Source organism: Citromicrobium bathyomarinum, from assembly GCF_038594485.1.
Lineage (GTDB): Bacteria > Pseudomonadota > Alphaproteobacteria > Sphingomonadales > Sphingomonadaceae > Alteriqipengyuania > Alteriqipengyuania bathyomarina_A.
This window is the reverse complement of record NZ_JBCFZG010000001.1, coordinates 620,793-634,139: the sequence shown is the minus strand read 5'-3', so window position 1 is coordinate 634,139 and position 13,347 is coordinate 620,793. Positions and strand designations below refer to the sequence as shown.

At 63.9% G+C, this 13,347-nt stretch carries 13 protein-coding genes and 1 tRNA gene; 11 read left to right on the top strand and 3 right to left on the bottom strand.

The genetic code is table 11. The features are described from left to right. Nucleotides 1-221: 221 nt before the first annotated feature. Nucleotides 222-1,277, top strand: coding sequence for an amidohydrolase family protein (locus AAG591_RS03140; RefSeq protein ID WP_342529506.1), 1,056 nt, complete (start codon nucleotides 222-224; stop codon nucleotides 1,275-1,277). 71 nt (nucleotides 1,278-1,348) lie between these two features. Beyond that, entirely contained in the window at nucleotides 1,349-2,329 is a 981-nt protein-coding gene (locus tag AAG591_RS03135; protein WP_342529505.1) for an NAD(P)H-dependent flavin oxidoreductase, read from the top strand. Here the strand turns inward: AAG591_RS03135 and AAG591_RS03130 are convergent. Both AAG591_RS03130 and AAG591_RS03125 read right to left on the bottom strand, forming a co-directional pair. Next, nucleotides 2,326-3,078, bottom strand: coding sequence for a hypothetical protein (locus AAG591_RS03130; RefSeq protein ID WP_342529504.1), 753 nt, complete (start codon nucleotides 3,076-3,078; stop codon nucleotides 2,326-2,328). The two genes, AAG591_RS03135 and AAG591_RS03130, sit on opposite strands and share 4 nt — an antisense overlap. A 105-nt stretch (nucleotides 3,079-3,183) precedes the next feature. Then, complete coding sequence (locus AAG591_RS03125; RefSeq protein ID WP_342529503.1) at nucleotides 3,184-3,669, bottom strand: flavodoxin family protein; 486 nt, start codon at nucleotides 3,667-3,669, stop codon at nucleotides 3,184-3,186. A gap of 108 nt (nucleotides 3,670-3,777) precedes the next feature. On the opposite strand from AAG591_RS03125, the gene recJ reads away from it, so the two are divergent. From recJ to AAG591_RS03080, 9 genes are all read left to right on the top strand, one after another. Beyond that, nucleotides 3,778-5,553 carry a single-stranded-DNA-specific exonuclease RecJ gene (recJ, locus tag AAG591_RS03120; RefSeq protein WP_425341630.1) on the top strand — a complete coding sequence of 592 codons (1,776 nt, stop codon included), beginning with the start codon at nucleotides 3,778-3,780 and terminating at the stop codon, nucleotides 5,551-5,553. Nucleotides 5,554-5,660: 107 nt separating this feature from the next. Further along, nucleotides 5,661-5,735, top strand: a tRNA-Glu gene (locus AAG591_RS03115). 142 nt (nucleotides 5,736-5,877) lie between these two features. Next, the gene (locus AAG591_RS03110; RefSeq protein WP_425341636.1) at nucleotides 5,878-7,116 is read left to right on the top strand and encodes a sensor histidine kinase; all 1,239 of its coding nucleotides are present in this window, start codon (nucleotides 5,878-5,880) and stop codon (nucleotides 7,114-7,116) included. A gap of 185 nt (nucleotides 7,117-7,301) precedes the next feature. Beyond that, entirely contained in the window at nucleotides 7,302-8,687 is a 1,386-nt protein-coding gene (pstC, locus tag AAG591_RS03105; RefSeq protein WP_342529498.1) for a phosphate ABC transporter permease subunit PstC, read from the top strand. After that, a complete protein-coding gene (pstA, locus tag AAG591_RS03100) occupies nucleotides 8,687-9,952 on the top strand; it encodes a phosphate ABC transporter permease PstA (RefSeq protein ID WP_342529497.1) in 1,266 nt (421 codons plus the stop codon). Before pstC ends, pstA begins: the two co-directional genes overlap by 1 nt. A gap of 14 nt (nucleotides 9,953-9,966) precedes the next feature. Next, on the top strand, nucleotides 9,967-10,737 hold the full coding sequence (gene pstB, locus AAG591_RS03095) for a phosphate ABC transporter ATP-binding protein PstB (protein WP_342529975.1): 771 nt from the start codon (nucleotides 9,967-9,969) through the stop codon (nucleotides 10,735-10,737). After that, nucleotides 10,734-11,405 carry a phosphate signaling complex protein PhoU gene (phoU, locus tag AAG591_RS03090; protein WP_342529495.1) on the top strand — a complete coding sequence of 224 codons (672 nt, stop codon included), beginning with the start codon at nucleotides 10,734-10,736 and terminating at the stop codon, nucleotides 11,403-11,405. The genes pstB and phoU overlap by 4 nt, the downstream gene beginning before the upstream one ends. Before the next feature lie 55 nt (nucleotides 11,406-11,460). After that, entirely contained in the window at nucleotides 11,461-12,150 is a 690-nt protein-coding gene (gene phoB / locus AAG591_RS03085; protein WP_342529494.1) for a phosphate regulon transcriptional regulator PhoB, read from the top strand. Further along, nucleotides 12,147-12,584, top strand: a complete 438-nt coding sequence (locus AAG591_RS03080; protein ID WP_342529493.1) for a hypothetical protein — start codon at nucleotides 12,147-12,149, stop codon at nucleotides 12,582-12,584. Before phoB ends, AAG591_RS03080 begins: the two co-directional genes overlap by 4 nt. Here AAG591_RS03080 and AAG591_RS03075 read toward each other — a convergent pair. Then, nucleotides 12,581-13,345 carry an extensin-like domain-containing protein gene (locus AAG591_RS03075; protein ID WP_342529491.1) on the bottom strand — a complete coding sequence of 255 codons (765 nt, stop codon included), beginning with the start codon at nucleotides 13,343-13,345 and terminating at the stop codon, nucleotides 12,581-12,583. The genes AAG591_RS03080 and AAG591_RS03075 overlap by 4 nt on opposite strands. Nucleotides 13,346-13,347: the final 2 nt, after the last annotated feature.

The following is a 13,347-nucleotide window of genomic DNA, read 5'->3' as shown; positions in this document are numbered from 1 at the left end:
TTTCCTACGTCGCATCCTTACGGCAGTCTCTGCTCCAAGGATCTACTTCACACAGAAGAGACCGGACAGAGGATGCAAACCAGACTTCGCCGACGACATGTGAAAGGTGACACAGGCCCTCACGATGCCTCGCCCAAGCTGCTGATATTCTGGCGAAATGCCGCTGCGGAGAGTTTTGCAAACATGGCCGGTCTCTGTGTCACACCGAGCAAGGAGACTGCATGACCCCGCCCGAAGCGATCATCGAACCCGATCTGCCGATCATCGATCCGCACCATCACCTGTGGGATCTTCGCCCGCTGGTCTCCGCCTTCCCCGAACCGCGCCACGACTTCATCGAAACTGTGGGGCGTTCGGCGCTGTACACCTTCGACCAGCTGCTCGCCGATACGCAGAGCGGGCACCGCGTCATCGGTACGGTCTTCATGGAATGCGGCGCGTTCTACGATCCGGCGCGCGGCGAGGCGATGAAGGTCGTGGGCGAAGTCGAGTTCGTGAACGGTGTCGCGGCGCAGGGCGCAAGCGGGCTCTACGGCGAATTCCGCCCATGTGCGGGGATCGTGGGCCACGCCGACCTGACGCTGGGCGCCGAGGCGAAGCCTGTGCTCGAAGCGCTGGTTGCAGCGGGCAACGGGCGCTTTCGCGGCGTCCGGCACAGCGCGGCATGGGATGCCGATCCGGCGGTGCTCGGCCCGCCGTTCCACGCGCCCGAGGGCCTGCTGCGCGACGACACCTTCCGCAAGGGATTCGCACAGCTCGGCGAACTGGGTCTGAGTTTCGACGCCTGGGTGGTCGAGCCCCAGCTGGGCGACGTGATCGACCTGGCGCGTGCCTTCCCAGAACAGCCGATCATCCTCGACCATTGCGGCACCCCGCTCGGCATTGCGTCCTACGAGGGCAAGCTGGACGAGAATTTCGAGCGGTGGCGCGGGTCGATCCGCGAACTGGCGAAATGCGAGAACGTCGTCGTGAAACTCGGCGGGCTGGCGATGCCGTTCTGCATGATGCCCCACCAGGGGCCGACGGAATCGGTTCCGTCGGAAAAGCTCGCCGAGATGTGGCGGCCCTATGTCGAAACCTGCATCGAGGCGTTCGGGCCGACGCGGGCGATGTTCGAGAGCAACTATCCGGTCGACAAATGGGCGGGCAGCTACGCAACGCTCTGGAATGCGTTCAAACGTCTGGCGTCGGGTGCATCGGACGAAGAGAAGCGCGCGCTGTTCGCGGGCAACGCAGCGCGCGTCTATCGTGTCGAAAACCTGCCCGGGTTGACGTAACGGCAATCTCGACACCGGGCACGGCGGGGCATAGACCCCCGGGCAACCACATAATTCCGGGAGAAAACCACATGCCCCTGCCCGCCCCGTTCGATCGTCTGCGCCTGCCCATCATCGGTTCGCCGATGTTCATCGTATCCGGCCCCGAACTGGTCATCGCCCAGAGCAAGGCGGGGATCGTCGGCAGCTTCCCGGCGCTGAACGCGCGCCCCTCCGGCGTGCTCGACGAATGGCTGCACCGGATTACCGAAGAACTGGCGGCGCATAACCGCGACAACCCGGATCGCCCCGCCGCGCCCTTTGCGGTCAACCAGATCGTCCACCGCTCCAACGCGCGGCTCGAGGAAGACATGCAGGTGTGCGAAAAGTGGCAGGTGCCGCTCGTCATCACCTCGCTGGGCGCGCGCGAGGAAGTGTTCCAGGCGGTCAAGAACTGGGGCGGGATCACGCTGCACGACGTGATCAACAACCGCTTCGCGCACAAGGCGATCGAAAAAGGCGCAACCGGCCTCATCCCCGTTGCTGCTGGCGCCGGCGGCCATGCCGGCACGCTCTCGCCCTTCGCTCTGATGCAGGAAATCCGCGAGTGGTTCGACGGGCTCATCGCGCTCTCCGGCTCGATTGCCACGGGTCGTGCGGTGCTGGGCGCGCAGGCTCTGGGGGCCGACTTCGGCTATATCGGCAGCGCCTTCATCGCGACCGAGGAAGCCAATGCCGAGCAGGGCTACAAGCAGGGTATCGTCGACGGCAGCGCGGAAGGCATCGTCTACACCAACCTTTTCACCGGCGTGCACGGCAACTACCTGCGCAGCTCGATCGAGGCGGCAGGGCTCGACCCCGACAACCTGCCCGAAAGCGACCCTTCGAAGATGAACTTCGGCAGCGGCGGCAATTCCAAGGCCAAGGCGTGGAAGGATATCTGGGGCTCGGGCCAGGGCGTCGGCGCGGTCAAGAACGTGGCGACTGTGGCCGAACTGGTCGACCGGCTGGAGCGCGAGTACAAAGAAGCGAAGGCAGCTCTGGCGGAGGCAAGCGCACCCTTCGGAGGCTAGCCCGGGGTTACGCGCACGTATCGGCCATCCGCGCTCGGCTCGATCCGGAGCGGGTGGCCATCGGGCGCGGTCAGCTGGCCGGATTGGGTCTGTTTGCCCGCGTAGAACAGGTGCGTGAACAGCAACCGCGCCAGCGCGTTGCCGTCGCCCTGAACCAGCGGCGGCTCGATGCGCAATTCCTGGCCGGTGAAGGTGTGGAGGCCGTGGCTTTGCAGCGCACCGTCTATCGTGGGCCGAAAGCTGGCGAGAAGGTTGACCGGCACATCGCCACGCAGCCCCCAGCTATCGATCTGACGCGTCAGGCTTTCCATCCCGATAACGACGCCGCCCGGCACCCAGCACACGCCTCCCGCACCAAAGCGTTGGCCGAGGTCCTGAGCGAGAGCAAACCATTCGCGCAGAACGACAAGTGTCCTCCGCCCCGCGGCGATATGCGGGCCCACCCGCAGGGAAAGGGCGCGGGTCTCGTGCTGCGTCGCGGTGTCGTCCACCCCCGCCCCTCCCAGATCGGGGATCGGCACCGCACGGCCGGGGGCGAGCCCGGCGAGATCGAAAGTCAGGCCCGCGCGTTGAAGTTCGATGACCCCATGCGCAGGATCGGCCAGCAGTTGCGGAGCGGCATCCATGAACGCCCCTCCATCGCACACGTCGCGCACCTGCTCGAAAGTCGGGCGCGGGTTGCGTTGAAAAAGGATCAGCAGATCGTCGGCAATCGCCTCACCCTCGGGCGAGCCCAGTTGATCGGACATGCGCTCCTCCCTTCCAGACGCCCGCTCGTCGATCCTGCTTTGCGTCTCCCGGGCGAGCGCGTCGAGGGGCAATGGTCCGCTTTGCTCCGATATGGAACCGTTTGGTCAGAAAACGCCCATCGCCAAACCCTCCGCCAGCGCCTCTCCCAGCGCGGCACATTCTTCGAGCCGTTCCTCGGGCACTGTCTTGCGGGCGAGGATTTCCTCGGGCGTCTGCGCTTCCATGTTCACGATCACCGGGTCCGCCACGCGCTTCAGTCGCCAGCCCTTGGCGATCCGGTCGATCTGCGCCTGCGCGCCTTCCCCATCGGAACCCGCAGCGATGATCGTCGCGAAGGAACGTCCCTCTATCTTGCCGAGCACGCGGTAGTAGCAGCGATCGAACATCTCTTTCATCATACCGGACATCGACGCGAGGTTCTCGGGACACACGAACAGGTATCCCCCGGCGCTCAGAATATTCTCGGGCGAAACATCCTGCGCCGCCATCAACTGCGCGCGATCTCCCGCCCCGCGAGCCGCCGCACGCGCCATCGCCTCGCTCGCGCCGGTACGGCTGTGCCATATGATGAGAAGGTGGGGCTCTGTCATACCCGACACCCTCGGGTGCCACTGTCGAAAGTCAACGGGTGCGCGCTTTGTTCTTCGCGCCCGGCACGCTAAGTTGACGCCATGGCGACCACGGCCCCTTCTTCCGGAATGACTTATGTATGCGGTGTCGAGCGATCGCTCGCCGGGCGCAGCTGGCGCTGGCGTGGCGGTCGCAACCAGTTCGAGGACAGTTCTGCAAGTCTGAGCGACGACATCCTCACGCAGATCCTGCTGGCGCGCGGTGTCGCGCGCGACGATCTGGAGCGGCAGCGGGAGCCAAAGCTGGCGACCTTCCTGCCCGACCCCGCAATCTTCCAGGACATGGAAGTCGCCGCCGAACGGCTCGCGCAGGCAATCCTCACCCGCGAGACCGTGACGCTTTACGGCGACTACGACGTCGACGGGGCGACCTCGGCTGCGCTGATGATTCGCCTGTTCCGGATGCTGGGGCACGAGGCTGGCTATTACATCCCCGACCGACTGCTCGAAGGTTATGGCCCGAGCGGCGAGGCGCTGGTGAAGCTGGGCGAGGAAGGCTCCAGCCTCGTCGTGACCGTCGATTGCGGCGCAATGGCGCACGAGGCCTTGGCGGCGGCACGAGACGCGGGCGTCGATGTGATCGTGATCGATCATCACAAATGTTCGCCCGAACGCCCCGCAGCGGTCGCGCTGGTCAATCCCAACCGCCTCGACGAGGATGACGATGCCGCGGCCCACGGCCATCTCGCGGCGGTGGGCGTCGCTTTTCTGGTCGCAATCGCGCTGGTGCGCAAATTGCGCGAGCGCGGCTATTTCAAGGATCGGCCAGAACCCGACTTACGCGGGTTGCTCGACCTCGTGGCGCTGGGCACGGTCGCGGATGTCGCCGCGCTTCACGGGTTGAACCGAGCGTTCGTCTCGCAGGGTCTCAAGGTTATGGCGCGGCGCGCGAATACCGGGATGAGCGCGCTGATCGATGCGAGCCGACTGATGCGGGCGCCAGTCTCTTCAGATCTCGGTTTTGCGCTCGGTCCGCGAATCAATGCAGGCGGCCGCGTGGGCGAATCGACCCTGGGGGTGCGGCTGCTCACCACCGAAGACGCCGAGGAAGCCGCGCAGATCGCCGCGCAGCTGTCGCAACTCAATGAGGAACGCCGCGCGATCGAGGCGGAGGTTCAGGAAGCAGGCGAGGCGCAGGTGGCGGGTCAGGCGAACCGCGCATTGCGAATCGTCCACGGGGAAGGCTGGCACCCCGGCGTGATCGGGATCGTTGCGGGGCGTATCAAGGAGAAGACGGGCAAGCCCACGCTGGTGATCGCTCGCGATGCGCAAAGCGGCCTCGGCAAGGGGTCGGGACGATCTATCCCAGGCGTGGACCTGGGCGCAGCGATCATGGCTGCGCGCGAGGAAGGCTTGCTCGAGGCCGGTGGCGGGCACGCGATGGCGGCGGGCCTGACCGTGCGCGAAGACAAGATCGAAGCGCTTGCCGAATGGCTGGAGGCGCGGCTCGAGCGGCAGGTTGCGGCAGCGAGCGCGGAGGCCTCTCTCGGTTTCGATCTTTCGCTCGGCCCGCGTGGACTGACGGTTGATCTGGTCGAAACGCTCGAACGGGGCGGCCCTTACGGCATGGGATGGCCGGGGCCACGAATCGCGATTGGTCCCGTGCACGTCGTGAAGATCGACCGGGTGGGTAGCGATCATGTCCGTCTTGTTGCGGGATCGCGCGACGGCGGCTCGATAAAAGCGATCGCTTTCCGGGTCGCGGATACCGAGTGGGGACAGGCTTTGCTGCAGCTCGCGCCGGGAACTCACCTGTGGCTCGCAGGGCGGGCAAAGGTGGATACCTGGGCCAATACCCCTCGTGCCGAGTTGCACCTGGAAGACGCCGCGCTGGTCGAGGTGTAATTTCGCATGATTGTGGGCTTGACCCCCCGCGCACACCCCCCTAAGTGCGCGGCTCGCTTCGGCGCTGTCGGTACTTCGCCGATCCGCCAAGAAGCCTTTCCGGATGTGGCCCCTTCGTCTAGCGGTTAGGACGCGGCCCTTTCACGGCTGAAACACGGGTTCGATTCCCGTAGGGGTCACCATTCGGAAAACTGGTGCGGGGCGACATGTTTGCCGGAGCGCCGCCCCCCCTTTCGAAAGGTTGGAGCGTCGATTGTGGCGCAGTTGCGCTGGCGCGCCCGAGCGCACTGGCGAAACTCTTCGAATCCCCCTAGGCCGACCGCCATGCACAAGTCGCATACCCTGCCCTGGGCTGGCCTGATGATCGCCGCAGTGGCCGCCGTACTGCTGATGGTGGCTGGTGTGCTCGCGCCTTACGCCATTGCCGTCTGGGTTGTCTGGTCGCTGACATTGCTGATCAGTCAGCCGCAGGAGCCGCTAGTGATCGCCGATCAGCGACAGGAAGGCATTTCTCGAGAGAACCTGATCGGGATGATCGAGAATGCGCATTCGCCGCTGTTGCTGGTGGACCGCAAAAGGGTGGTGATCGCCAACGCCTCCGCCCGCGCGCTTCTCGGGCGTCATGTCATCGGACAGGATGTGCGCGTTGCGATTCGCCATCCGCGCGCCATCGCGATGATGAACTCGGACACTCACGGTGAAGCGATCGTTTCCGGCCTGGTACGGCGCAAGGATGTGTGGCGGGTTAGCCGGTTTGCCGTCGACGACCGGACGTCTGTGATCGAACTGGTGTCAAAGACGGCCGAATCGGATGTGAGCCGCGCGCACACGGACTTCGTCGCCAATGCCAGCCATGAACTGCGCACACCGCTGTCGTCGATCATCGGCTACGTCGAAACGCTGAGCGAACATCCCGACGATATCGACAGCGAGACGGCGAAAAAATTCCTCGACACGATCCTGCGCGAAGCCCGGCGGCTGCAAAACCTTGTCAGCGACCTGATGTCGCTCTCTCGCGTGGAAGCGGAAAAGCACGACCGCCCGGACGAACCGGTGGCGCTCAACGCACTTGTCGAACGTGCCGCACGCGAAGGCGCCGGGCTCGATCGGGCCGAACGCGTACAATACTCGCAAGACGGCGATTTCGAAGTGCGGGGCGACCCTCAACAACTCGAGCAGCTTGTGCGCAACCTTGTGGACAATGCCTTGAAATATGGCCGCCCGGGAACGCCGGTGGATGTTCGATTGAGCGAATCTTCGCTCGGCGAGGCCAAGATCGAGGTCGAGGATCGCGGCGAGGGAATTGCACCCGAGCACCTGCCGCACCTTACACGCCGGTTCTACCGCACGGATCCCGGCCGCAGCCGTATGTCGGGCGGGACGGGACTGGGGTTGGCGATCGTGAAGCACATCGTAGAGCGCCATCACGGCAGGCTCGACATCGAAAGCGAACTCGGCCGTGGCACCACGGTCACAGTGCGCTTGCCACGTGACGGTATCGTCAAGTTTCCCGTCCCAACTCCAACCACGGAAACGGCTGGATCAAGCCAGGATGGAGGATAAGCTGGCTCATTCTTGCGAGACAATCCGGCCTGTTCGTGACCGACTGTCATCACACTGCCACATAGTTTCAACAACGCGAGCGCGCGCTTCATTTGAAAAGCGACGTTTCACCTGATTATGGACATTCGAGGGGCTGATCCGATGCGATGCTCCCCGATCGAGGATTGAGGGACCCCGCCCGCAGCATGTCTCCCGCATTTCTTTTCCTGCTTGCACTAGGCCTCGGTCTGGCGGGTTGGCTTGCCGGCCGCGCGAAGGCTCGTGCGTTCACGCGTGGGGCCGACCCCCGCCGTGTTTCCGCCCGTCCCGGTTATCACGCCTGGTTCGTCGCGATCTGGGTGGCCCTGCCGCTAACCGTGTTCGCGGTTGTCTGGACGACGCTTTCGCCCGCGCTTGTCGATCAATGGGTTCTTGCCTCACCCGCGGCGCAGGATCTTCCCGCCTTCGGTTTCGAACGCCAGTCGATTCTGGCCGAGGCACGCGCGGTCGCCAGTGGCAACGCCGCCGCAGTGTTCAACCCGGCCGCGCAGGGACTGGTTGAACCGTTTCGCGAGGCGCAGCAATTCTACAGCTTGGTCGGTCTCGCGTTTGCCATCGCCATGGCAATCATTCTCGGGCTGTGGGCCTATACCCGCGTGAAGCCTGCCTTTGCCGCGCGGGTAAAGGTGGAACGCACCGTGATGGGCCTGCTGCTGCTGGCCTCGCTGGTCGCGATCCTGACGACCTTCGGAATCCTGGCGAGCCTGGTGTTCGAGACGATCCGGTTCTTCGGCATGGTCTCCCCGATCGATTTCCTGTTCGGATTGAGCTGGAACCCCGATCCTATGGCGAACGCCGCTGCGCCGCAGGGCGATCGCTACGGTGCGATCCCGCTGTTCTGGGGTACGATCTTCATCGGTGCGATCATCGCCATGATCGTGGCCATTCCGCTCGGCATGATGAGCGCGATCTATCTGACACAGTACGCAAGTTCGCGCTGGCGCAAGATCATCAAGCCCGCGCTCGAGATTCTCGCCGGCGTACCGACGGTCGTCTACGGCTACTTCGCCGCGCTGACCGTCGCCCCGGCGATCCGCGATGCGGCGCAGGCAGTGGGCATATCCAACGCATCTTCGGAAAGCGCGCTCGCAGCAGGTCTGGTGATGGGGGTGATGATCATCCCCTTCGTTTCCTCGATGGCCGACGATTCGATTGCCGCCGTGCCGAGCGCGATGCGCGACGGAAGCCTGGCTATGGGTGCCACCCAGTCCGAAACGATCAAGAAAGTGCTGATCCCGGCCGCCCTCCCCGGGATTGTCGGCGGCGTTATGCTCGCCGTCAGCCGCGCGATCGGGGAGACGATGATCGTGGTGATGGCCGCCAGCACCGCCGCCAATCTGAGCGCTAATCCGCTAGAATCGATGACCACCGTGACGGTGCAGATCGTCGCCCTGCTGACAGGCGAAGGAAGCTTCGACCATCCCGCTACGCTCAGCGCCTTCGCGCTTGGCTTCGTGTTGTTCATGGTGACGCTGTTGCTGAACTTCATCGCGCTGCGTGTCGTCAAACGCTTCCGGGAGGCGTACGAGTAATGAGTGATCCCGCAATGACCGAGACGAGACAGCCGACTCGCACGAAGGCGTTCGAGAAGCGGCTGAAGGCGCGCTACGCGCAGGAGCGTCGATTCAAGATATTCGGACTGTTCGCGATCCTCATTTCGATCGCGATCCTGTTCGTGCTGCTCGGAAACATGACGATCAACGGCATTGGCGGCTTCCAGCGTGCCGAATTGCAGGTCCCGATCGATTTCGCGCAATCCGGCCTTGCAGGCGATCAAAGGTCGCTGAGCCAGCCCGGTGCGATCCAGACGCTAGAGATGCAGGGCTTGCCGCAGATTGTGCAATTCGCCGCCGAACAGCACCTCGGCGAGGCAGGTGCGCAGCAGTTGAGCGAACAAGCGTGGCGGGACGTTGCAGCGTCGATCACTGCCGATCCCTCGCTCATCAATCGGCAAGAGACCTTCTGGCTGCCGTCCAGCGGCGATCTGGCGATGGGAATGGATGGCGAAGGCTCGCCCGAAATGCAGGCCCTCGCCAGCCAGCTCGAAAACGCGGGCGTGCTGGAAAAACGTTTCGACTGGGGCTTCCTTACCCGATCGGATGCGACCGACCCCCAACAGGTCGGTGTCTGGGGCGCGCTCAAGGGCTCGATCCTGACTATGATCATCACCCTCGCGCTTGCCTTTCCAGTCGGCGTCCTAGCCGCGCTCTATCTGGAAGAATACGCGCCGCGGAACCGCTGGACCGACATTATCGAGGTTTCGATCAACAACCTCGCGGCGGTGCCCTCGATTATCTTCGGGCTGCTGGGGCTTGCGGTTTTCCTATGGATATTTCCGAATCTGCGCTCGGCACCGTTGATCGGCGGCATGACGCTCGCTTTGATGACGATGCCCGTGATCGTGATTTCTGGCCGCAACGCCATCAAGGCAGTGCCGCCATCGATCCGCGATGGGGCGTTGGCAATCGGAGCATCGCCCGTTCAGGTCGTCTTCCACCACGTCCTCCCGCTCGCATTGCCGGGGATTCTCACCGGCACGATCATCGGGATGGCGCGTGCGCTGGGTGAAACCGCACCGCTTCTCCTGATCGGCATGCGCGCTTTCGTGGCGACCCCGCCGGACGGGTTCACCTCGCCTGCAACCGTATTGCCGGTACAAATCTTCCTGTGGTCGGATGAAATCGACCGCGGTTTCATCGAACGGACCAGCGCGGCGATTATCGTGCTGCTCCTGTTCCTTCTGGTCATGAATGCCCTGGCCATCTACCTGCGCAACAAATTCGAGAAAAGCTGGTGACCGTAATTCACGAAATGGACGACACGGCCGACCCTAAGATGCGCGCTCGCGACGTCTCGGTATTCTATGGCGAAAAGAAAGCGATCGACGATGTCTCCATCGACATCCCGACCAAGTATGTCACCGCCTTTATCGGCCCATCGGGTTGCGGAAAATCGACTTTTCTGCGCACTCTCAATCGTATGAACGACACGATCCCTTCGGCCCGTGTCGAGGGCGATATCGAGCTCGACGGCGAGAATATCTATTCCAGCGGGATGGATGTGGTGCAGCTGCGCGCGCGGGTGGGCATGGTCTTCCAGAAACCCAACCCGTTCCCCAAGTCGATCTACGACAATATCGCTTACGGTCCCAAAATTCACGGCATCGCCGCCAGCAAGAACGAGCTGGACGAGGTCGTCGAACGATCGCTGCAACGCGCAGGGCTGTGGAACGAGGTAAAGGATCGGCTCGGTGAATCGGGCACCGCGCTTTCAGGCGGACAGCAGCAGCGCCTCTGCATTGCGCGCGCCATCGCGGTCGACCCCGAAGTGATCCTGATGGACGAACCGGCCTCCGCGCTCGATCCCATCGCGACCGCAAAGATCGAGGAACTGATCGACGAACTCGCGGGGCGCTACGCCATCGTGATCGTGACCCATTCGATGCAGCAGGCGGCACGCGTCAGCCAGCGGACGGCCTTCTTCCACCTCGGAAAGATGGTAGAATATGGCCCGACGGACCAGATATTTACCAATCCGCTCGAAGAACGAACCAAAGACTATATCACCGGACGATACGGATGATTGCCGAACACACAGTCAAAGCCTTCGACGAGGACATCACGCGGCTTCGCGGGCTCATCACCGAGATGGGCGGCCTTGCCGAGACCGCCCTGGAGGGTGCGCTCGACGCACTTATCCGCGGCGACGAAGAGTTGGCCGAGCGGATCGTGGCGGACGACCGCAAGCTCGACACGCTCGAGAGCGAGGTCGACAGGCTGGCCGTCAAGATCATCGCCCTGAGGGCGCCGATGGCCGACGATCTGCGCGAAGTCATTGCAGCGCTGAAAATCGCCGGCGTGGTCGAACGGATCGGCGACTATTCCAAGAACATCGCCAAGCGCGTGGGCCACATCGAAGGGCGTACCCGGTTCGAACCGTTGACCCTGCTGCCTGCGATGGGCGAGGTGGCCGCGGAAATGGTCCATGACGTGCTAACCGCCTATGCGGCGCGCGATCCGGCCCTGGCGCTCGAAGTGATCGCGTCGGACAAGAAGGTCGACGCGTTCTATAATTCGGTTTTTCGCAATCTTGTCAGTCATATGGTCGAAAATCCTGCGACGATTTCAAGCGCTGCGCAGCTGCTGTTCGTCGCCCGCAATATCGAGCGGATCGGCGACCATGCGACCAATGTAGCCGAGATGGTCTATTTTGCGGCCACGGGCGACTACCCGCTGGACGACGATAGTTGATCCCTCGTCACCCCCACCCAACGGGCAAGATAGCCCGCGGATTGCGAGACCTGCCGTGCCATCAGCCAAGCTGATCCTTGTCGAAGACGATCCGGCGCTCGCCGAGCTGCTCGAATTCCGGTTCGCCAACGAAGGCTACCAGGTGCGCGTCACCGCAGATGGTGACGAAGCGCTGCTGATGGCGAGCGAGGATGTGCCCGACCTCATCATTCTCGACTGGATGATCGAAGGCACCAGCGGGATCGAAGTCTGCCGCCGGCTGCGCCGCGACAAGGAAACCGCGCACGTGCCGATCATCATGCTGACCGCGCGCGAGGCGGAGGACGACCGCGTACGCGGCCTCGAAACCGGTGCCGACGACTATCTGACCAAGCCCTTCAGCCCGCGCGAGCTGCTTGCCCGGGTGGCGGCGGTGATGCGCCGCATCCGCCCTGCCCTTGCCGGGGAAGCGATCGAAGTGGGCGACATCCGGCTCGATCCGGTGGCGCACAAGGTCGAGCGGCGCGGGCGCATGCTCCAGCTAGGGCCAACCGAATACCGACTGCTCAAGTTCTTCATGGAAAGCCCCGGTCGCGTGTTCAGCCGTGGGCAGCTGCTCGACGGCGTATGGGGCACGGGCAGCGATATCGAGCTGCGCACGGTCGATGTGCACATCCGGCGCCTCCGCAAGGCGCTGGAACTGGAAGGCGCGAAGGACCCCATCCGTACCGTTCGTTCCGCCGGGTATGCGATCGAGGCGGTGTGACGGCGAGTCGTTGGCCGCGCTACACGGTCCCGGCAGTCTTGATCGCGGGTTGGACCCTTGCGCTGTTCCTGCCGGTAGCGACCACCGATCACGTCAACGAGGACCAGACATTTGCAGGTTGGATGGTGCTGTTCCTCGGCACGTTTTTGGGGTGGATGACCTTCCAGTTCGCGGCCTATGCCAACCCCGTCTTCCTGTTCGCTCTGATCTACGGCGCGTGGCGAGGCGAGGCGGCAAGGCGCCGAACCTTGCAGATCAGCGCCGTGCTGCTTGCACTGGCAGTCGTCAGCGCGTTGGCCTGGCGTAATATCCCGGACGATTCGGGCATGAATTCGATCGTCGCCTTCCATTCCGGATATTATCTGTGGCTTGGCGTGATGGTTTGCGCAGCCGGGTGGCTGTGGTTCTCCGCTTCGCGTAAGGCTGCGGACTAGCGGCACACGCCGCCCATTCCCCGCGGTTCCTGGTCCAGGTGAAAGTGATCGCTGTGCGCTTCGTTATAGTCGGGTGAGAGCACGGTGCCGAACGCTGGGCACGCGCCATCGCGCACACGACGGAGAAACCGGGCCTTGTCGCCATCGCCCTGCCAGTCGTTGACGACTGCAATGCGAGTGCCGTCTGCCAATACAAAGCCTGCAATGTCGATCGCGTTGCCGGTGGCGTGCTCGCTCCACGGGCCTTCGTCCCGGCCGTAGAGGCGGCGACAGCTGAAGCTGCCGAAATGGTCGATCCGCGCGACGTCCTGCCCGAAGATTTCGTGCGCGGCGGACTGCACGCTGTCGCGCCGCCATATCTCCAGCGCGGCGGCGACCGCGCAGCTGGTGTCGGGGCGGTCGCCAGCATAGGGGAACTCGCTTAGCAAAATGCGGTTCTCCCGCCGGCAAGCGCCCTCACCCACGGGATCTAGCGAGGTGAACGCGACTTCGCTCCGTTCCAGCACCGCGCGGCATTGCGCTGGGTCATCGCGCAAGGCTGCGATCTTGGTACGGGTTGCCCAGCCCGGCTCGTCGCGCAGGTCGAGCGGCGCCCACGGGTTGCTACCCGGATGCTCGGCAAGCCATGCGCGGCCTGCCACCAGCACGGCGATCAAGATGAGGATCGTGAGCACTCGCCGGTCGCTGCTGAACCGGGCGAACGGCCGCAGGAAGCGTGCGAGCGTTCTCAGCCTTTCAAAGTCGCGCGGAGTATGGGGCATCG

What these genes read in the sequence shown, in the direction of transcription:
- AAG591_RS03140 (WP_342529506.1), top strand. Translation starts at nt 222, where the DNA reads ATGACCCCGCCCGAAGCGATCATCGAACCCGATCTGCCGATCATCGAT.
- AAG591_RS03135 (WP_342529505.1), top strand. Translation starts at nt 1,349, where the DNA reads ATGCCCCTGCCCGCCCCGTTCGATCGTCTGCGCCTGCCCATCATCGGT.
- AAG591_RS03130 (WP_342529504.1), bottom strand. Translation starts at nt 3,078, where the DNA reads ATGTCCGATCAACTGGGCTCGCCCGAGGGTGAGGCGATTGCCGACGAT.
- AAG591_RS03125 (WP_342529503.1), bottom strand. Translation starts at nt 3,669, where the DNA reads ATGACAGAGCCCCACCTTCTCATCATATGGCACAGCCGTACCGGCGCG.
- recJ (WP_425341630.1), top strand. Translation starts at nt 3,778, where the DNA reads ATGACTTATGTATGCGGTGTCGAGCGATCGCTCGCCGGGCGCAGCTGG.
- AAG591_RS03110 (WP_425341636.1), top strand. Translation starts at nt 5,878, where the DNA reads ATGCACAAGTCGCATACCCTGCCCTGGGCTGGCCTGATGATCGCCGCA.
- pstC (WP_342529498.1), top strand. Translation starts at nt 7,302, where the DNA reads ATGTCTCCCGCATTTCTTTTCCTGCTTGCACTAGGCCTCGGTCTGGCG.
- pstA (WP_342529497.1), top strand. Translation starts at nt 8,687, where the DNA reads ATGAGTGATCCCGCAATGACCGAGACGAGACAGCCGACTCGCACGAAG.
- pstB (WP_342529975.1), top strand. Translation starts at nt 9,967, where the DNA reads ATGGACGACACGGCCGACCCTAAGATGCGCGCTCGCGACGTCTCGGTA.
- phoU (WP_342529495.1), top strand. Translation starts at nt 10,734, where the DNA reads ATGATTGCCGAACACACAGTCAAAGCCTTCGACGAGGACATCACGCGG.
- AAG591_RS03075 (WP_342529491.1), bottom strand. Translation starts at nt 13,345, where the DNA reads ATGCCCCATACTCCGCGCGACTTTGAAAGGCTGAGAACGCTCGCACGC.